17 protein-coding genes are annotated in these 18721 nt (G+C 48.0%); 9 read left to right on the top strand and 8 right to left on the bottom strand.

What is annotated here, in order from left to right:
* Positions 1–632: 632 nt before the first annotated feature.
* From IX95_RS12905 to hemC, 4 genes are read right to left on the bottom strand one after another with little or no spacing between them, the layout of a single operon-like run.
* The gene (locus tag IX95_RS12905; RefSeq protein ID WP_038160694.1) at positions 633–1811 is read right to left on the bottom strand and encodes a heme biosynthesis protein HemY; all 1179 of its coding nucleotides are present in this window, start codon (positions 1809–1811) and stop codon (positions 633–635) included.
* Positions 1811–3016 (bottom strand): uroporphyrinogen-III C-methyltransferase, encoded by a 1206-nt coding sequence (locus tag IX95_RS12900; RefSeq protein WP_038160690.1) that lies wholly within the window; start codon positions 3014–3016, stop codon positions 1811–1813. Before IX95_RS12900 ends, IX95_RS12905 begins: the two co-directional genes overlap by 1 nt.
* 15 nt (positions 3017–3031) lie before the next feature.
* Positions 3032–3760, bottom strand: a complete 729-nt coding sequence (locus IX95_RS12895) for a uroporphyrinogen-III synthase (RefSeq protein ID WP_038160688.1) — start codon at positions 3758–3760, stop codon at positions 3032–3034.
* Between the two features lie 4 nt (positions 3761–3764).
* On the bottom strand, positions 3765–4703 hold the full coding sequence (hemC, locus tag IX95_RS12890) for a hydroxymethylbilane synthase (protein ID WP_006957337.1): 939 nt from the start codon (positions 4701–4703) through the stop codon (positions 3765–3767).
* Positions 4704–5037: 334 nt separating this feature from the next.
* Between hemC and IX95_RS12885 the strand changes: the two genes are divergently transcribed.
* Positions 5038–7566: a class I adenylate cyclase gene (locus tag IX95_RS12885; RefSeq protein WP_038160686.1), complete on the top strand. Its 2529-nt coding sequence runs from the start codon at positions 5038–5040 to the stop codon at positions 7564–7566.
* A 61-nt stretch (positions 7567–7627) separates the two neighbouring features.
* Here IX95_RS12885 and cyaY read toward each other — a convergent pair whose 3' ends face one another.
* Positions 7628–7942, bottom strand: a complete 315-nt coding sequence (cyaY, locus tag IX95_RS12880) for an iron donor protein CyaY (RefSeq protein ID WP_006957334.1) — start codon at positions 7940–7942, stop codon at positions 7628–7630.
* Positions 7943–8016: 74 nt separating this feature from the next.
* Between cyaY and lptM the strand changes: the two genes are divergently transcribed.
* The 7 genes from lptM to IX95_RS12845 all read left to right on the top strand — a co-directional run bounded on the left by lptM (position 8017) and on the right by IX95_RS12845 (position 15177).
* On the top strand, positions 8017–8139 hold the full coding sequence (lptM, locus tag IX95_RS27065; RefSeq protein ID WP_006957333.1) for an LPS translocon maturation chaperone LptM: 123 nt from the start codon (positions 8017–8019) through the stop codon (positions 8137–8139).
* A 23-nt stretch (positions 8140–8162) separates the two neighbouring features.
* Entirely contained in the window at positions 8163–9416 is a 1254-nt protein-coding gene (gene lysA / locus IX95_RS12870) for a diaminopimelate decarboxylase (protein ID WP_038160683.1), read from the top strand.
* A gap of 10 nt (positions 9417–9426) precedes the next feature.
* A complete protein-coding gene (gene dapF / locus IX95_RS12865; RefSeq protein ID WP_006957331.1) occupies positions 9427–10257 on the top strand; it encodes a diaminopimelate epimerase in 831 nt (276 codons plus the stop codon).
* Positions 10258–10282: 25 nt separating this feature from the next.
* Positions 10283–10987 carry a DUF484 family protein gene (locus tag IX95_RS12860; RefSeq protein ID WP_038160680.1) on the top strand — a complete coding sequence of 235 codons (705 nt, stop codon included), beginning with the start codon at positions 10283–10285 and terminating at the stop codon, positions 10985–10987.
* Entirely contained in the window at positions 10959–11888 is a 930-nt protein-coding gene (gene xerC / locus IX95_RS12855) for a tyrosine recombinase XerC (RefSeq protein WP_019274041.1), read from the top strand. The genes IX95_RS12860 and xerC overlap by 29 nt, the downstream gene beginning before the upstream one ends.
* The gene (gene yigB / locus IX95_RS12850; protein ID WP_038160677.1) at positions 11888–12610 is read left to right on the top strand and encodes a 5-amino-6-(5-phospho-D-ribitylamino)uracil phosphatase YigB; all 723 of its coding nucleotides are present in this window, start codon (positions 11888–11890) and stop codon (positions 12608–12610) included. The genes xerC and yigB overlap by 1 nt, the downstream gene beginning before the upstream one ends.
* Before the next feature lie 92 nt (positions 12611–12702).
* A complete protein-coding gene (locus IX95_RS12845) occupies positions 12703–15177 on the top strand; it encodes a bifunctional diguanylate cyclase/phosphodiesterase (protein WP_038160675.1) in 2475 nt (824 codons plus the stop codon).
* Here the strand turns inward: IX95_RS12845 and IX95_RS12840 are convergent.
* Positions 15169–15768: a tRNA-uridine aminocarboxypropyltransferase gene (locus IX95_RS12840; RefSeq protein WP_038160672.1), complete on the bottom strand. Its 600-nt coding sequence runs from the start codon at positions 15766–15768 to the stop codon at positions 15169–15171. The genes IX95_RS12845 and IX95_RS12840 overlap by 9 nt on opposite strands.
* A gap of 1 nt (position 15769) precedes the next feature.
* Positions 15770–17290, bottom strand: coding sequence for a COG3650 family protein (locus tag IX95_RS12835; RefSeq protein ID WP_038160670.1), 1521 nt, complete (start codon positions 17288–17290; stop codon positions 15770–15772).
* Positions 17291–17328: 38 nt separating this feature from the next.
* Between IX95_RS12835 and IX95_RS12830 the strand changes: the two genes are divergently transcribed.
* Positions 17329–17799 (top strand): EVE domain-containing protein, encoded by a 471-nt coding sequence (locus tag IX95_RS12830; protein ID WP_038160668.1) that lies wholly within the window; start codon positions 17329–17331, stop codon positions 17797–17799.
* Between the two features lie 24 nt (positions 17800–17823).
* On the opposite strand, the gene IX95_RS12825 is transcribed toward IX95_RS12830, so the two are convergent.
* Positions 17824–18651: a Cof-type HAD-IIB family hydrolase gene (locus tag IX95_RS12825; protein WP_019274047.1), complete on the bottom strand. Its 828-nt coding sequence runs from the start codon at positions 18649–18651 to the stop codon at positions 17824–17826.
* Positions 18652–18721 lie beyond the last annotated feature (70 nt).

The following is an 18721-nucleotide window of genomic DNA, read 5'->3' as shown; positions in this document are numbered from 1 at the left end:
CCGTCCGCTCCGCCACTTATTTAGAGAAAGCCCTAACAGCCATGTTAGGGCTTTTTCGTATCTGCTGTTTGGTCTCGACCAATGAGCTCAGCCCCGCTTGAGCGTAGGTGCCCCTGCCGTCAGTCACTTATTGAGAAACCCAGTCTAAGGACTGGGTTTTGTTGTTTAGGAGCATTGGTATCCCTTGGAGGGAATAAATCTCTTTTGAGCGCAAACTCAGCCATCTGCACTTATGCTAGACCTCAGCAGCCATGCTGGGGTCTTTTTGTTTGTGTTGAGTTATTTTGCTTTTCGACCAACAAATCCCCAGCGCGTTCGAGTAAGTAAGCCGAACTGCTACCTATATAGAAGCATTGTCTCTCGGCTGGGCTGTGTTGTTGGTGTGTTTTGGGAATAAGCTTCTTAAAGATTGGTCAGTGGATGGTAGTTCTGATTGTGCACCGGATACTTAGGTAGTCTAGGAATTGGTAGCCCTGACGATTATTTTTAAGGTATTAAACTGGCAACTTGGTAGGTTTAGAAGCTCGGTCAGCTTCGATCCATTACGGGCAAGCGGGAGTGCAGTGAGGTTTAGTTATTTAAGTAATAAAAAGCCGACCTGACGGTCGGCTTAGTTAGTAGAGATTAAACCTTTACGCTTGGACTAAAGTGAGTGCTTTCTTCGACACCTCATGAGCGGCTTTAGTCATATTCTGTTTCTCTAGTGCATCGGCTAAATAAGAGTAATCAGATACGCTGGAGCGGACTGACAACGCTTTTTCTAAATGCTGCTGCGCTTCTGACCAGTTTTCATTTCTTAAATGGAACTGAGCAAGTGCACTGTGCGCTGAGGCATTGTTACCGTCTTTTTTTAACACTTCTTCTAGGAACACAACGACAGGATGATCGTCCGCTAGATTCATATCAGGCAGCAATGCATAGAGGTCTGAATCTGGGTGCTTTTTGAGATTTTCTTTGACTAGCGTAAAAGCTTCACTATCCGCTTTACGAGCCATCAATTGCTTGGCAAAGCACTCGACTAAGTGAGTGTCGCTTTTTAATTTGCGGGTAAGGCTATTCCAGTGGGCGATCAGTCCTTCACTGCCTTTTTGCTCTGCAACTTCCTCTAACAAACCGCATTGAGCACGTTGGGTTAGCTGAGCCTGCTCATCTTTAGTGATGATTTTGCTTTTCACCAGTGTAGATAAGGTATTCAGCAGTGGTTGCCACATCTTAAGCTCAATGTAGACATTTTTTAGCAGGTTAAGAACGATGCGATTATTTGGGTAGCTGGATTTCAATTGAGATAACGTTTCAAATGCCGCAGTGTAATTTGCTTCTCTGACTTGTTGCTTGGCTCTCGTGAGCTCAACTGCCAATAGAGCGTTTTCTTGCTCAGATGCCAGTTCAAGGTAGTGGTCACGCTTTTCATTGTCTCCCAGTCCTTGCGCTGCTTCTGAAGCGACTAGGTAACACAGTAGCGGCATATCATGATGATTTGCCCAGCGAGTGGCTTTCTTTTCTGCCAGTTTGAAGTCACCTTCAAGCAACTTGATGATACCTTCATTGGTATAGCGGCGAGAGCGACGTATCTTACGCACACTGAAGTAATTCCAGGTTGCTGAACTGGCATAAAGGGTTTTCTTGATCAGAAACTCTAAGCCAAATAGCGCGGCCAATGTCGCAATAACAAATATCACCAAAGTCGTGACACTCATTTCGATGGTTTTATCTGCCACCGAGATCAGTACGTAGCCCTGCTGACCAGCATATTGGGTTCCGGCAAACAGCCCAGCCCCTAAGACGACGAAGAGAAAAATGATTCTGAACATTATTTCTCCTCCGTAACCAGAGTGGTCACTTCACGGCGCAGGCGGTCACGAATAACGTCGGACAGAATTTGCTGTGTTTCAAGTTTCACCGGGTAGTCGACTTGTACATTTTGCTTGCTTAGCATCTCCAGAGTTTTATTGAACTCGATAACGGTGTTAGCGTCTTGGTTGAAGAATGAACTCGACCATTTGTCGGCAGTTGTTAATGCTGTCTGATAAATATCTTGCTGCTCAACGTACACCGCTTTAATCGCCGTTTCTAACTTGGCCTTAATGTTTTCTTTAAGATAGAAATGTTGTTCTGGCGATAACAAAGGAATGACATTGCCATCTCGGGTACGGAAGGTAATGAAATTCTCTGAGAAGTCTTTGAGTGAAGTCATCAGGTTATCTTTCCAATCATAGATGTCTTCGGAGACCTGTTGTTTTTTCTGCTCTGGCGCCTCAGGAAGAATGGCATTGGCTAACGGAAGGCTGTCGACTTGCTGTTGCAGCGCCGTTAATCTGAGCACTAGGCCTTCGCGATCGATAATGGGTACAGACTTAAGTTTCGTAATGTCATTGGCCATTGATTTACGTAACGGCACCAAGCTTGGGTCGTTTAACGCCGCGATGCGCTGATCGGCGCTTTCCATCAGTTTGGTGGCGCTGACGGCATCATGTTCGAGAAATAGCTTTCGGCCCGCCAATTTCACTAGATAATCTGCTTCTGCTAATAGCCAGTCGTTCGGGCGGCGACCTTTTACATCAGCAATCGCAAGCTGCAAGCTTTCAATGCTTTTTTGTTGCTGTGATAAAACAGTTTCTGTCTTGTGAGTGATCTCGGTGGCTTTGGCTAACGTTGCTTGCTGAGTTGCAGTTAAATCCTGCTGAACAGAAGCGGTAGTTTGTTCTAGTTGCTTTTGCAGTGCTTCAATTTGAGATTGGTATTGAGCATTTTGTTGCTGCATCTGGAATGTTAAACCGCCACCAACTATCAGTGAAATTACGATCGCGACAGCACCGAGTTTAACCCCGCGCTTGGCATTTTTTTCTTGTTTGGTAGTGTCTGGTGACACTGTAGGCTCAGACTTTTTATCGGAAGACTTAGAGGGAGATTCAGACGCATCAGAAGTATTGTTGGAAGACTCTTTAGTCTCAGCAGATGACGCTGTTTCTTGGTCTTTCTCAGGTTCAATGTGGTCGTTTTTATTTTTACTTGTCATTGCTATTGTCCTGTTTCACTTTGGCCGGAGAGTAGCCAGTAAATCCTTGTTGGAAGCGCTTCCTGTGTTGGTTATATGAAGAAAACCCATTTGTTGCGCTTCATTTGCGATACGTGCACTCGGTACATAAAGTTGAAGCCCGAATGCCCAGTTCAATTGCGCTTGTGTAAGCTGTGATACAAAGTAACTCAGCTGACCTGAACTGGTGATGACTAACTGTTGAATATGTTTATCCTGCCAGAAAGGTACGAATAAATCTGAGTCGAAAGCAAGGTTTTCTCGTTTGTATACTTCAAGATAACTGACCTGAGCGCCTCGAGATCTAAGTGTCTCGAATATTAGCTCTCGGCCACCGTTGCCTCGTAGGATAACGACCTTTTTGTCTTTGACTTTTTTTAGTATGTCCAGCTCGAGCAAATGCTCGCTGTCACCAACGTCGGGGTAGTGTACTTTTTGCTGGCTGAGTTTGCTTAAAACATGTGCAGTTTTTTGACCGACGGCAATGTAGGTGGCTGTTTGGGGCCATTCTTGCTGAGACGTAAAGGCTTGTCGTGTGAGCGTTACCGCATGTTGACTGACGGCAAGAATACAGTCGAACTGATTAAGCTGAGTGGCAATGCCGGAGAGATCTTTCCCCGGCAGGATTTCGATAAGAGGCTGATGAAGCGCGCAGATACCTGCGCTGTTGAGTTGTTGGCAGAGTGAGCGGCCTTGTTCACCTGGCCGGGTAACCAACACCGCCATGGAGTTACTCGTGATCCGCGTACAGTCTAGTCAAAATATCGCGAGCACCGTCATCCAGCAGTTGGTTGGCCAATGTCACCCCAAGTTTCTCAGCGTCGGCGCGCGAACCTTTGATTTCGCCACGCACAATCTTTGAGCCGTCAGGCTCGCCGACAAGCGCGCGCAACCAGATGTCATCACCATCCAGCAGGGAGTAACTGCCAATAGGCACCTGACAACCTCCTTCCAAGGTTAAGTTCATTGCGCGCTCACACAGTACGCGGTCAGCGGTATCTTTGTGGTTAAGTGGTTCAAGTAGCTTGATAAGACGTTCATCATCTAGGCGACATTCAATGCCGACTGCCCCTTGACCGACAGCAGGCAGAGACTGCTCAGGTTCAATAAAACTGCGAATTCGTTCTTCTAGCTCTAGGCGTTTCAAGCCTGCTGCTGCAAGGATGATGGCATCATATTCGCCAGCATCAAGCTTACCTAAACGCGTACCTACGTTGCCGCGTAGCTCCTTAATGACCAGATCTGGGCGGTATTCCTTGATCTGGCATTGACGGCGCAGACTGCAAGTGCCGACAACCGCACCTTGCGGCAGTTCGTCAATGTTAGCGTAGGTATTAGAAACGAAAGCGTCACGAGGATCTTCACGCTCACAAATCGTAACCAGCCCTAGGCCTTCTGGAAAATCAACAGGCACATCTTTCATTGAGTGAACTGCCAAATCTGCGCGTCCTTCCAGCATGGCGACTTCGAGCTCTTTTACGAACAAACCTTTACCGCCGACTTTCGCTAATGGAGTGTCGAGAATGACATCGCCTTTCGTCACCATAGTCACCAGCTCCACTTCTAAACCAGGGTGTGCAGCTTGAAGGGCATCTCGTACGTAGTAGGCTTGCCAAAGAGCAAGAGGGCTTTTGCGTGTTGCAATTCGAATAGGAGTCGATTGTGTCATGATGGTCTTTGAATAACAGTTCAGATGGGCTAATCCTACCATTCTCCATGAAAAAGTCTTACTGCTAGATCATCTCGATGAATGCCAGACGTCGGGCTAGCAGAAATTATTCAAAATAGTGTGATGAGTGTCTCGTTTGTAAAATGGGCTATTATTACAAAAGGCGGATACGTACCACACTATGTCGCGAGCATATTGATTAACAAAACAATGTCGATTCGATCGTACATTTCTTTACCAATCGAAATAAAAGTGTTAAATTGATCACGTTTTGTTAGTGCTTTAGAACAATTTGTCGTCAGGGCACAGTTAGGAATCAACCAAGGAATCACCCTTGCAGGCTTATACAAAGACGCTTATTCAGAGACTTGATAACCTAAACCAGCAGCGTATTGAGCGCGCGCTGGCTCTTATGGATTTGCAAAGTCAGCGTGTTTTCCATCTGATTCCTACCCTTCTTCACTTCAACCACCCAGTCATCCCCGGCTATTACGATTCTCAAGTTCCTTTTGGTGTATACGGTCTCGAATTCAATGAGGTGCAACAGCAGTTTGTTGAAGATACTGAGCTGACGATAGGTCAGTCGCTTCGTACCTGTGCAGAGCCAGCTATTCTCGGCTTGTATACCATGGGCAGTACTTCGTCGATTGGACAAAGTACCTCAAGCGATCTTGATATCTGGGTGTGTGTCTCTCCATCAATGAGCTGTGAAGAAAGAGAGTGCCTGACCAATAAGTGTTTGTTGATTACCGATTGGGCTCAGACTCAAGGCGTTGAGGCGAATTTCTTCCTGATGGATGAGGAGCGTTTTCGCACCAATCGCTCAGAAGAAATGACCGGTGACAACTGTGGTTCGTCCCAACACTTATTACTATTAGATGAATTCTATCGCTCTGCCGTTCGTCTTGCTGGTCAGCGTTTGCTGTGGCAAATCGTGCCGCCTGAGATGGAAGAGTGCTACGACGAATACGTTCGTGATTTATGCAGCCAAGGCTACATTGATTGCTCGCAATGGATTGACTTTGGTCAGCTGAACCGCATTCCAGCCGAAGAGTATTTTGGCTCGAACTTGTGGCAGTTGTATAAGAGTATCGATTCACCTTACAAGTCGGTGCTAAAAGCGATCCTACTTGAAGCGTATTCGTGGGAGTACCCACATACCCAACTGCTTAGCATTGATACTAAGCGTCGCTTTTTTGCCCATGAGCCTGATCTCTATGGCATGGATGCGTACTACTTGATGCTTGAAAAGGTGACCCGTTACCTTGAGCGTATTGGCGACCATACCCGCCTTGATCTGGTGCGCCGCTGTTTCTATCTCAAAACGCACGAGAAGTTATCACGTGAGCTTGGTATTGGCTCTGTTGCTTGGCGCCGTGAGGCAATGAGTGACATGATCCAGAAATGGAACTGGGACCACTCAGTGCTGGTTGAACTAGACGACCGCCGTAACTGGAAGGTTGAGCAGGTTAAAGTGGTTCACCATGCTTTGCTTGATGCACTGATGCTGAGCTATCGTAATCTGATTCAGTTTGCGCGTCGTAACGACATTACTTCTGCAATCAGTCCGCAGGACATCAGTATCTTGGCGCGTAAGCTCTATGCGGCGTTTGAGGTGTTGCCGGGTAAGGTGACTTTGCTTAATCCACAAATTTCGCCAGACTTGCATGAGTCCGACTTAAGCTTTATTGAAGTGAGGCCGGGGCGCACAAACCGAGCTGGCTGGTACCTCTATAAGCAACCTCTTCAGCCGGATCGCATCCTTGGTCAGCCATTCTTAGAACACAATGAATACCTCAGTAAGTTGGTCGCTTGGTCATTCTTCAATGGCCTAATTACAGAATCGACGCGCTTGCACTCGGTAGTTCGTGATGCCCATCTGGATATCGATAAGTTCTACCAGATGGTCAGCGATTTACGTAATACCTTCTCATTGCGTAAGCGCCGTCCAACCATGCAGGCATTGGCGAGTCCTTGTGAAATCAGCCAACTGGCGATGTTCATCAACTTTGAAGATGATCCAACGGCTGAGCTGAGTGGTCGCGCGCTGAAAGTGGATCTGAAAACTACCGATATTTTTAGTTTTGGCTCAAAGCAGACTTGCTTGGTTGGCAGTGTGGATTTGGTTTATCGCAATTCTTGGCATGAAGTGCGTACGCTGCATTTCCGAGGTGAAACGGCGATGCTGGATGCCCTGAAGACCATTCTGGGTAAGATGCACCAAGATGCGTTGCCGCCTGAGTCGGTAGACGTGTTCTGCTACAGTAAAAACCTGCGTGGCGTGATGCGTAATATGGTGTATCAGCTTTTAGCGGAATGCATTGATTTGCGCCTTAAGCCGATTGAGCAAGAGAAACGTCGCCGCTTTAAAGCGCTGCGTATTGCTCAACAAACGTATGGCTTGTTCTTTGAGCGCCGCGGTGTGTCTGTGCAGATGCTGGAAAACTCGGTCGATTTCTACCGCAGCATCTCGACCAGTAAACTCAAAGGTTCACCATTGCTGATGCTGGACAAGGAACAAGATTACCAGCTGCCAGAAATAGTCGACAGTTTTGCCAGTGAAGGTCTGATTCAGTTCTTCTTTGAAGATTCAGAGCAAGGCTTCAATATCTATGTATTGGATGAAGCGAACCGTGTTGAGGTGTACCACCAGTTCAGTGGTATGAAAGATGAGATGATTGCCAGCGTGAACAGCTTCTATACGTCGGTAAAAGATGATAATCAAATGTCGACTCAGTTTATTAACTTCAATTTGCCTCAGTACTATCAAATCGTTCACCCAGCAGAAGGTGACTCTTACATCGTGCCATATCGTAATGATGGCGCGAACTATTCCAAGCCAAGTCGGGCCGTGAATGCGTAAGTCGAAGCAATAAAAAAGAGCACTTAAGGTGCTCTTTTTTGTATCCGAGTTTTACGGGGCACTACACCCATTCAATCTCTTCATCCGAATGCTTTTCGCACTCCTGTTTAACCATCGCAATCAGCTCAATACCCGTTTTTGAACAGGTCCACTGATCCTCAACCATAGCGAAGTGGAAACCGCCAGACTTAGATGCCAGCCAGATTTCCTTCATCGGCTCCTGACGGTTAATAATGATTTGGCTACGGTCTTCAAACTCTAGGGTCATGACATTACCGGAAGTTTCGTAATCAATGTCCGCGCCTGAATCATCAATCATTTCTTCGATGATTTGCATTTGAACATCTGCCAGCTGATGAAATTCAGTCTCGTTCATCCTGTTATCCTATTGCTTTTCCTGAGTGTGGTGCGATTATAGGGGGCATTGAAAGATTAATCACGACACAACCCATGAAAAAATCACTAATCGCTCTGTTTCTTTTATCCGTTCTTGGTTTGGCTGGCTGCGGTCAGACAGGTCCTCTCTACATGCCTGAAGATGCATCTCAGAATGAGCAGCCTTCACAACAATAAATAATGACATAAGGGATAGCACTTTGGATTACTTCAACTATCAGGATGATGGCCAACTTTGGGCCGAAGATGTTCCACTGACAGACTTAGCAGAGCAATTTGGAACGCCACTTTACGTATATTCCCGCGCGACGTTTGAGCGCCATTGGAATGCTTTCGATAAATCCGTTGGTGAGCACCCACACTTGGTGTGTTATGCCGTAAAAGCGAACTCTAACCTAGGTGTGCTTAATACACTGGCTCGCCTTGGGTCTGGCTTCGACATTGTTTCTGGTGGTGAACTGGAGCGTGTTATTGCAGCAGGCGGTGAAGCGAGCAAAGTCGTTTTCTCGGGTGTTGGCAAAACGGCGCCTGAAATGAAACGTGCCCTTGAACTGGGTATCAAGTGTTTCAATGTGGAATCTGAGCCAGAGCTAGAGCGCCTTAATAAGGTCGCAGGTGAGTTAGGCGTTAAAGCGCCAATCTCACTGCGTATCAATCCAGACGTTGATGCCAATACGCACCCTTATATCTCAACGGGTCTGCGTGATAACAAGTTTGGTATTGCTTTTGACCGTGCACCTGCGGTGTACCAGTTTGCGCAAGGTCTTGAAAACTTAACGATCAAAGGCATCGATTGTCACATTGGCTCTCAGCTGACAGACATCGAACCGTTTATTGATGCAACTGACCGCTTGCTGGCACTGATTGATGACTTAAAAGCGCAAGGTATCAACATTGAACACCTTGATGTAGGTGGTGGCCTGGGTGTTATTTACCGTGATGAACTGCCGCCTGAGCCATCTGAATATGCTAAGGCATTGCTTGGCAGACTGGAAAACCACCAAGATCTGGAACTGATTTTTGAACCAGGCCGCGCAATCGCTGCTAACGCCGGTGTATTGCTTACCAAGGTTGAGTTCCTAAAACATACCGAGCACAAAAACTTTGCCATTATCGATGCTGCAATGAATGATCTGATGCGCCCAGCACTGTATCAAGCGTGGCAAGACATCGTGCCGGTTAACCCACGTGAAGGTGAGTCAGTGACATACGATCTGGTTGGCCCAATTTGTGAAACGGGCGATTTCCTTGGCAAGGACCGCGCTTTGGTATTGCAGGAAAATGACCTGCTTGCGGTTCGTTCAGCAGGTGCGTATGGCTTTGTGATGTCGTCGAACTACAATACTCGTACTCGTGTCGCTGAAGTGATGGTCGATGGCAATAAAGCGCATTTGGTACGCCAGCGTGAAGAGCTGTCGAGCTTGTGGGCCCTAGAAAACATTCTTCCGGAGTAATTGGAGTCTTATGCATTTCCATTTTTCTAAAATGCATGGTTTGGGTAATGACTTCATGGTCGTCGACTGCATTACTCAGAACATTTTCTTTTCTCCTGACTTGATCCGCCGTCTGGCGGATCGCCATACAGGAGTTGGTTTTGACCAATTGTTGGTGGTTGAAGCCCCTTACGATCCCGAAACCGATTTCCACTATCGCATTTTCAATGCCGATGGCAGCGAAGTGGAGCAGTGCGGTAATGGTGCCCGTTGTTTTGCCCGTTTTGTGCGCATGAAAGGCCTGACTAATAAATACAGCATCAGTGTCAGCACCAAGAAAGGCAAAATGATTCTCAGTATTGAGGAAGACGATCAGGTTACCGTCAATATGGGTGTACCGGAATTTGAACCGAATAAGATCCCATTCAAAGCCAAGCAAACAGAGAAGACTTACATCTTACGTGCCGAAGAAAAGACCTTGTTCTGCGGTGCGGTGAGCATGGGTAATCCGCATGTTGTGACGGTCGTAGACGATACACAAACTGCCGACGTTGATACGTTAGGCCCGCTGCTGGAATCTCATGAGCGTTTCCCTGAGCGAGTGAACGCTGGCTTCATGCAGGTATTAAGCCGCAACGAAGTGAACCTGAGAGTCTACGAGCGTGGTGCCGGTGAAACTCAGGCATGCGGCAGTGGTGCTTGTGGCGCGGTTGCAGTGGGTATCGTGCAAGAACTGTTGGATGAGAAAGTCACAGTGAACCTGCCTGGTGGCTCGCTAAAAATCAGCTGGCAAGGACCGGGTAAACCGCTTTACATGACTGGCCCCGCCACTCATGTGTTCGATGGTCAGCTAAGCTGTTAAGAAGAAAATAAATAAAGGAACGAACGTGTCGCAGATTGAAGCTGATGCGCTGACAGCTGAGGTTGTCGCGGAATACTTGCGTGACAACCCAGATTTTTTTAGTACCAGAAGTGATTTAGTCGATCGCCTTGCATTACCTCATAAAGAGCAGGGCGCGGTGTCGCTGGTTCATGTTCAAATGACCAGACAACGCCAGCGTATTGAAGAGCTGGAAGAAGAGATAACCACTCTGATGTCGTTGGCGAAAAACAACGATCGTACTTTTCATGAGTTTATGAGTTTGCAGGAACATGTCCTGACTTGTGATGCCTTGCTGCCTGCGGTCAAAGCCGTTGAAGAGATGGCTAAGTCTCTCGGGCTGGTGGCGTATGTACGTTTGCTCGACAGTGAGTCAGCGTATTACTCACTCGATAAGGATAATTACCAACGTTTTGCGACCAATCACCTCAATGGTAAGAGTGCTTATTTAGGGCGAATGCGTAAAGCAGATCGAGAACTGCTGTTTGGTGACAATACCCGCGCACCTGAGATGGGGTCTTATGTGGTGTTACCGCTGCACAAGCAGTCCCTGCAAGGCATTCTGGCTTTTTCCAGCAATGATGGTGGGCACTTTCAGCCGCATATGGACACTTTATTCCTGCGCCATCTTGCACTGGTGCTTTCTCACCTGATTGAAACCCTTCCATGGCAAAGTGACGACCATGAGCGAATCAGCAATACCTCTGCCTAGCGGACTACAAAGCCCTCTCAATCGCTTCTATGAGTATTTGAGAAGCGAGAAAGGGCTTAGCCTGCACACTCAACGTAATTACAAACAACAACTGGAAACCATGGCTCAACACTTGGTGACTATGGGCTTGAAAGATTGGTCTCAGGTTGACGCAGCTTGGGTTCGCCAACTGGCGAGTAAAGGTATGCGTGATGGCATGAAAGCCAGCAGCCTTGCGACTCGATTATCCGCATTACGGAGTTTCTTTGATTTCCTGATCTTGAGAGGAGAGTTAACCGCAAATCCTGCCAAGGGTGTGTCTGCTCCGCGGAAGAAAAGGCCTTTACCCAAAAACCTCGATGTGGATGAAGTTGGTCAGTTACTCGAAGTTAATGAAGATGATCCGTTGGCGATACGCGACCGAGCCATGATGGAACTGATGTATGGCGCGGGGCTGCGACTGGCGGAAATGGTCAGTGTCGATGTGCGTGATGTGAGCCTGTCTTCCGGAGAGATCCGAGTGGTGGGTAAAGGTGACAAGGAACGTAAGGTACCTTTTGCGGGTATGGCCGAAGAATGGGTCGCCAAATGGCTCAAAGTTCGTGGTGCGCTAGCCAATACCGATGAGCCAGCGTTGTTTGTGTCTAAACTGGGAGTACGGATTTCGCACCGTAACGTTCAAAAGCGTATGGCCGAATGGGGACAAAAACAGTCGGTTGCTAGTCACATCAGTCCGCACAAGCTACGTCATTCGTTTGCGACCCACATGCTGGAGTCGAGCAACAACCTCAGAGCCGTTCAAGAATTGTTGGGTCATGAGAATATCTCCACTACTCAAATCTATACACATTTGGACTTTCAGCATCTTGCCGATGTTTACGACCAAGCTCACCCCAGAGCTAAAAAGAAAGAGAGTGACTGATGCATTTCTATCGCCAGCTACCAGTCATTGAAGCAATGACGTTCGATCTTGATGATACCTTGTATGACAACCGCCCAGTGATCCGCAGAGTGGAGGCGCAGGTGGTGGCTTGGCTACACAAACACCACCCAATGTCTGCGAGTAAACCACTGAGCTGGTGGCATGAGTTAAAGATGGAATTGGCAGCCGCTGACCGCTGGCTGACCAATGACATGACGCTATGGCGGCGAACTCAGATAGAGCAAGGTCTTTATCGCCTTGGCTATGAGCAAGTGGACGCCAAATACGCCGCTGAGCAGGCGATTCAGGAAGTGTTGCGGCTACGCAGCGATTTTACCGTACCTGAGCAAACGCATCAGGTTATGCAGAAGCTTGCTAAGCAAATACCACTAGTCGCGATTACCAATGGTAATGTGGATGCCGAGCGAATCGGTCTGGCTCAATATTTTTCCTTGATCCTTCAATCGGGTCCAGATGGCTACGCGAAACCGCACCCACAGATGTTCGATAAAGCCATCAGCCATCTTCAGTGCTCAGCTCGCAACATCTTGCACGTTGGTGATCATCTGATTAGTGATGTCAAAGGCGCCAAGAATCGTGGCTTGTCGGCGTGCTGGTTTAACGATCAGGGCGCGAGTTTAATCCAGCACCGCAGAGCCCGAACACTGCCTGACGTTGAAGTGTCTTGTTTACAGGAATTGCTGCTACTGATTGAGAACTAAGTTACGCCTTGATAGACAAGGGCTTTTCATTTGTACAGTCATCAATTAGGTTAGAGTGAGTACAAAAAAACATAACGTCTTAGGCCGATTGCATGCATACCTATTCTGCTCTTATCAGAGATGAACAACAGCTCACCCGCTTTCTTGGTTCCTTGTCTGATGACGCATCGCAATCGGTTTTGATTCAATTATTGTCATCGCAAGATGAACCCCAGATCGGCAGTTACGCTCAGTTGATTAAACAGCGTTTACCTAAGGCCAAAATTATTGGCCACAGTACCCGTCATGTTATCCATCAGGGAGATATTCACCATCACAGCACGCTGATTGCGGTATCGGTTTTCTCTGGTACTCAATTGAGTGTTGCCCATGTCCCCCTGCAAGGTCACCCGGATAAAGAAGCAGTTTCTCTAGCTGAGCAGCTCGAACTCAATGAGCAGAGTAAGCTCATTATCAGCTTTTCCCAGTTGACGAACGGCCGTGACTACAACCTGTACTTGGCACTTAATCCCATTGCTGATGTGCCAGTGTGTGGTGGCCTGGCTGCCAGCGTTGACGGCCAGCCTGCTTGGTTACTGCTTGGCACTGATATTCATCATGATTCATCAATAGCCGTCGCCTTACATGGTGAATCACTCTCAGTATGGCGCAGTGCGTTTGCTGAATGGAACCCGATTGGCAGCCCATTGCGTGTGACCGCTGTGAATGGCAATAAGCTGATATCGCTTAATCATGAACCTGCTTACGATGTGTTTCGCCAGCGTTTAGCTGACGGCAAAGCCCTGACGCTGGAACAAATGCTGAGCTTTCCACTGCAACGCGATAACCGTCAGCAGATCTGCGTGCCGAGTGAGCTGCATCCCGGTGGCGTGGTGGAGTTGGACAGCCCCTTAGAGGTGGGAGACGAAGTACGAATTTGCTACAACCACCCGTCCGTGACCTTAGAGCAAGTCAGGCACAATACCGCCCAACTGGCGCAGTACAATCCAGAAGCGGTGTTTATCTACAATTGCGAATCTCGCCTTGAGTTCATTGAAGGTACCAGCGAAATAAAACCGTTTGATCGTTTCGAATCTTGTATCGGTTCCTACTGCATGGGGGAGCTGTATCGCAATGAACAGCAGGAAGTTTTGCATCACAGTATGACTTACGTGGCATTGAGTGAAAATGATCGTCAGCCTTTGCAACACCAGTTACAGGAAGAGTACCCGATTTCACCTTTGTTTCACCTGATCCGTCACTCAATCGAAGAGTTGGATGAGACACGTAAACAGATTGAAGAAAAGCTTGCCCGCCAAACGGAAAAACTGATAGAGAGCTATCGTTACGATAAGCATACGGGGCTGAAGAATCGGGCGGCATTGCAGGAGGAGGTGAGAGGAGCTGATGCCAATACTCACCTGATCACCTTGAAGCTGTCTAACTTCCATCAGGTTAACGAGAAATATGGCTATCAGGTGGCGGACGAGCTAATCCGCGATCTGACGGACCTGTTTGTCGTTCAGCTTGAAACACATCGTGGTGAGGCAGCGCTTCGTCAGTTGTACTACATCGGTATTGCCGAATGGGCCTTGGTCTTCAGTTCACAAGAGAGCAGCGAGCGCATTCGCCAAGAGTTTCTGCTATTTGCCGATAAGATTGAGCACATCAATTTTGAGCCTTACGGTCTGCCAGAAATGGATTACCTATCGGTGTCTGTTACGGGTGGGCTGGCCAGCATGAAGGACTTTCCGGATATTGAAGGGGAGGAGCTATTGCTGCGCGCGATTGATGCGAGACGTAAAGGTAAGGCGCACAACACCCATCTATATAATGCCAAAGACTGTGCGACAGGGATTGAAGCCCAACAAGAGCGATTGGCTCTGATGGGGTCAGTGAGCCGCGCGATATTAAATCAACGTATTTTGACCTTCAGCCAGCCGATTTTCGCGGCTCAATCTCATGAAATGGTGTCACAGGAGTGTCTGGTTCGCATTGAAGATGAAGGCGAAATTATCGCCCCGGGGCGTTTTCTGCCCATCATTGAAGACACGCACCTGTATACCCGCCTAAGTCGCTTTATGTTGAGTTCGACGTTGGCGTATATGGCGGACAAGGCTATGCCTTTTTCGATTAACCTATCGCCGCAAGATATGCTCAGTGATAAAACACTCTATTTGCTTGAAGAGTCGATTGCTCGCCTTAATGATCCAAGTCGCCTCGGCCTGGAAGTGCTGGAGTCTGAGCAGATCAAAGACTTTTCAAGGATGACGGAAATCTGCGGACACTTTAAGGCGATGGGGGTTCGTCTGCTGGTGGATGATTTTGGTAGCGGTTATTCCAATATCGATCAGATTATTCGCCTTGAACCGGACATCATCAAGCTCGATGGCAGTTTGATCAAAACCATAGACACGGACCCGAAACAGCGCCAGATAACCGGGCAATTAGTCAAACTTTGCCAAGTACTCAACGCGAAAACGGTCGCTGAATTTGTTCACAACCAAGCGGTGTGTGAGATTGCGGAAGATTTAGGGGTCGACTATTTACAAGGTTTCTATCTGGGGGAGCCAACACGGCTATTTTAGCGCGTGCCCGCTTTTATCCGCCTGAAATGCTCTCATGTAGTGACCGAGAAACTGCCGTAAATGCTCTGCTTGTGATTCTTGGCCTAAAGAACCGATGATTTCTGCCCCCACCTCTAGTGTGCATAAATGGCCCTCATCTTGATTGCGCCTCAGCTGATAGTTGGATGTAGAAGCTGGCGCTAAGTGCACTTTGGGAAGTGCCTGCAGCCAAGGGCTTTTACGCAGCATTTTCCTCGCTTCTTGCCAAGTCCCGTCAAGAATGATGAATAAAGGCTTGTGTGCATTCTGCTCTGCGTATTGAGTCATCTGGTTGATGGACTGGCTATCTTCACCAGGAAACAGCAGCAGCGGTTGATAACCCTCATGGTTGACTAGTCGAGCCAGTTCGGAGCAGGGTTGTTTGCGTTGCCAGATATGTCGACTGCTAGGATGGACCGTTTTCAGTAGCCACTGCCCAGTGTTGGTTTCCCGCTGACACTCATTTTCGTGCATCAAGATAGCCAGATGTGCAGGCACGTTGATGTTAGGTAAGTACTCACAAACACAGTTGTGATTCAGCAGACAGTTTGGGCAAGGGCTTGAAGTTGGCATCTTACAGCGTGACGCCTCCCTGATGAGGAGTCAGGCCATCAGAAAACAGTTGAACTGGGCTGATTTCATCGTAGTTTGCCACGGGCGCGACACTTGGGTTGAGGGGGTAGTGCGTACCGTTAAACTGCAAAGTGTGCTGGTTGGGTACTGCGCCGCCACCGCTGACAAACATCACCAGATCGCGCCAATTTTTATGAGATTGGGTCCCCAAGTTTAAAGGCGTTTGAACCAATGTAATCCGGCTATTGAATTGCCATTTCTGCTTAACATTATCGAAAATCAGCAAGGTGCAACCACCTGAGCCGCACCAGTCGAGCTGAGCCAGCAATTCTGTGTTGCCATCGCCATTAAGATCGTACGTCAGCCAGCGATAGCGCGTCCCAGTCGGATCCTGCTTCTCTCCCTTGAAGTAATCACGTAGAGCTTGATCAACTTGTGGGTTGAACTCAGCACTCGACGGGACTTTGTTACTGTCTGCCACGGTTTGTTGAGAAGAGTGAGCATTCCCCGCTTTGTAAAGCGTGAGTCCGCCTTCAGCAATGTCGTACACCATGCTACCGACTTTTTCCTGCTTGGCCGTCAGGGTATGGTCTTTTTCGGTATACAGTCGCTCGGAGGTGAGAGGCTGGCCTTGTAAGTGTGTGCCAACCACTTGTACCTGACTTGGATTCAGTTGCTGCCAGAAACCTTTTTCAACCGTATCCGATCCTCCATTCTGATAGCTGTAAGTGGTGCTGGCTGTATGGTCTGGGTTCATTACTAGAGAAACACTAAAGGGAGCATTTTTGCTTGCTTGAGCCTGATAAGTCGCCACCCAGCGTTGGGTCGTGTCTTGGTTTGATAGCGTCGCACAGCCACGATAGGTTTTATCGCCGATTGTGAGTGTTGAGCTCCAACCATAAAGGCTATCACTCATACCATCACTGCAACTGCGTAGGTTAAGCTCTAGTTGGCCATTGCTGAATGTGTAGCGGCGGCGGTCTGCTTCAATCTTTGTCGTGGTCAGTTCAAGTTGTTGTGCTTCTTGGCCCATTTGGCTGAACTTAAGGGCACTATCGGCAAATTGAACTGACCAGAATGGTTCGTTACCAAAGGCTTTCGTCGGTTGAACAGGCTGTGTGCAGCGTTGGGTATTTTCCGCTGTCAGTAAGTTGATCTTGTCGACCACGAAGCGTGCGGCGTAATCGGCAGCGAACCCTTCCTTGCCCGACGGCTCAAGGTGGCCAATTACCTCACCGTATAACGGTGCATAAGGGGAACGTACCAACTGCATCCCTTGCTGGAATCTATCTTCAGGCAGATCCAGCCAATATTGCTGCTGGCTACCACACGGCACAATCGAGCGGACCTCGTGACCTAGGATAACTTCACCACGCATGACAAAAGTTTGAGGTTTGACTGAGGAAGGATCATTCAGCGTTGCCTGTGGAGTGTGTGCTGGATCCGAACCGGATTGAAAACCGGAACAGGCCTGAAGGGCCAGTAAGGTCGTCACTGCTACTGGGTTTCTTAACGCCTTCATGCTATATCTTCCTCATACTTAATCATTCGGACGTCATTATGGCATATTGGTTATTCAAAACAGAACCGGACACTTTCTCTATTGACACACTTCGTACACAAAATACTTCCTGCTGGGAAGGGGTACGTAATTATCAGGCGCGTAATATGATGCGAGATGAGGTCAAAGAGGGTGATTTGGTGCTGATTTACCACTCTTCATGCAAGAAGGTGGGAGTCGCTGGCATTGCGAAAGTAACCAAAGAGGCTTATCCCGATCATTTTGCCTTTGACCCTGAGAGTGACTATTTTGACCCGAAATCTTCACCAGACAACCCACGTTGGGTGATGGTGGATATTGAATTCGTCAGAAAGACGGAGCGGCTGATCCCACTAACAGTCATGAAAGCAATGCCTGAGCTGGAAAACATGCCTTTGGTGAAGCGTGGCAATCGCCTGTCAATTATGCCGGTGAGTGAGCATGAATGGCAGGCGATACTGGATAAAGAGAAGTTACCGTCGCAAAGATAATGCGTCTCTCTTAAAGAGTGAAGATTAGAACAAATGAGTATGTAGGTAGTGCGCCACCGCATCGTCAGCGTTGCTGCCTATCACTTCATTATCTGGCAAGGCTTGTTTCACTTTGATATGTGAAGTCTCCATCACCAAGCCTTTGCCTGCCATGGACAACATTTCAACATCGTTCATCCCATCACCAAAAGCAATACAGTTTTCCAGCGTTAAATTGAGAGACTCAGCCACAACTTTAAGCGCTTCTCCTTTCGATACTTCAGCAGCCATCACTTCGAGACACCAAGGGGTGGAGAAAGCCACATTGAGTTGGTCACCAAACTTGTCATTCAGTTGTTGTTCAAATTTGACCAGATGGTCGTGATCTTTAGCTGGATGGGTAAAGAAGATTTTCGCTATTCCATCGGTTGGCGCCGCATCGCCATCAAAGCGTTGATAGGCGAAACCGGATTCACTGTGGAACTTCGCTAACATGTCGTCGTCCCTATCCAGCAGCCAACTATCATTCTGATACATATGGATAAAAATCTCAGGATCTTGTCTGATCACATCGATCACTGGCTGAACCAGATTTTGCGGTACATTGTTGCTGTACATCAGGTTGTCATCTTGATCGTGAACACGGGCACCGTTTGAGGTGATCATGTAAGCTGGGATGCCTGACAGTTGACGAATACCTGAAACATCAACGTGGTGACGACCGGTCGCAAAGATAAAGGTATAGCCCTTCTGGTGTAGCTCGTTCAGCGTTTGCTTAGAGAAGTCACTCAGCTGGTGGTTAGGCGCCAGTAAAGTACCATCGAGATCGGAAGCAACCAGTTGGAAAGGAGTCTCTTTGCGTGTGTCTGTCATATCACCCTCGTGCGTAATGCGTTGAACAGCCCAAGAAGGGCAGAGTGACTATTCTACTGGAACAGAAAGG

Origin of the sequence: Vibrio sp. B183 (assembly GCF_000740665.1) — a bacterium.
Classification (GTDB): Bacteria; Pseudomonadota; Gammaproteobacteria; order Enterobacterales; family Vibrionaceae; genus Vibrio; species Vibrio coralliilyticus.
Note: the sequence above shows the minus strand (reverse complement) of the source record. Positions and strands in the feature narration are given on the sequence as shown.

Excerpts from the sequence above, each read along its gene's own strand:
- IX95_RS12905 (WP_038160694.1), bottom strand. The coding sequence starts at position 1,811 with ATGTTCAGAATCATTTTTCTCTTCGTCGTCTTAGGGGCTGGGCTGTTT.
- IX95_RS12900 (WP_038160690.1), bottom strand. The coding sequence starts at position 3,016 with ATGACAAGTAAAAATAAAAACGACCACATTGAACCTGAGAAAGACCAA.
- IX95_RS12895 (WP_038160688.1), bottom strand. The coding sequence starts at position 3,760 with ATGGCGGTGTTGGTTACCCGGCCAGGTGAACAAGGCCGCTCACTCTGC.
- hemC (WP_006957337.1), bottom strand. The coding sequence starts at position 4,703 with ATGACACAATCGACTCCTATTCGAATTGCAACACGCAAAAGCCCTCTT.
- cyaY (WP_006957334.1), bottom strand. The coding sequence starts at position 7,942 with ATGAACGAGACTGAATTTCATCAGCTGGCAGATGTTCAAATGCAAATC.
- lptM (WP_006957333.1), top strand. The coding sequence starts at position 8,017 with ATGAAAAAATCACTAATCGCTCTGTTTCTTTTATCCGTTCTTGGTTTG.
- dapF (WP_006957331.1), top strand. The coding sequence starts at position 9,427 with ATGCATTTCCATTTTTCTAAAATGCATGGTTTGGGTAATGACTTCATG.
- xerC (WP_019274041.1), top strand. The coding sequence starts at position 10,959 with ATGAGCGAATCAGCAATACCTCTGCCTAGCGGACTACAAAGCCCTCTC.
- yigB (WP_038160677.1), top strand. The coding sequence starts at position 11,888 with ATGCATTTCTATCGCCAGCTACCAGTCATTGAAGCAATGACGTTCGAT.
- IX95_RS12845 (WP_038160675.1), top strand. The coding sequence starts at position 12,703 with ATGCATACCTATTCTGCTCTTATCAGAGATGAACAACAGCTCACCCGC.
- IX95_RS12840 (WP_038160672.1), bottom strand. The coding sequence starts at position 15,768 with ATGCCAACTTCAAGCCCTTGCCCAAACTGTCTGCTGAATCACAACTGT.
- IX95_RS12835 (WP_038160670.1), bottom strand. The coding sequence starts at position 17,290 with ATGAAGGCGTTAAGAAACCCAGTAGCAGTGACGACCTTACTGGCCCTT.
- IX95_RS12830 (WP_038160668.1), top strand. The coding sequence starts at position 17,329 with ATGGCATATTGGTTATTCAAAACAGAACCGGACACTTTCTCTATTGAC.
- IX95_RS12825 (WP_019274047.1), bottom strand. The coding sequence starts at position 18,651 with ATGACAGACACACGCAAAGAGACTCCTTTCCAACTGGTTGCTTCCGAT.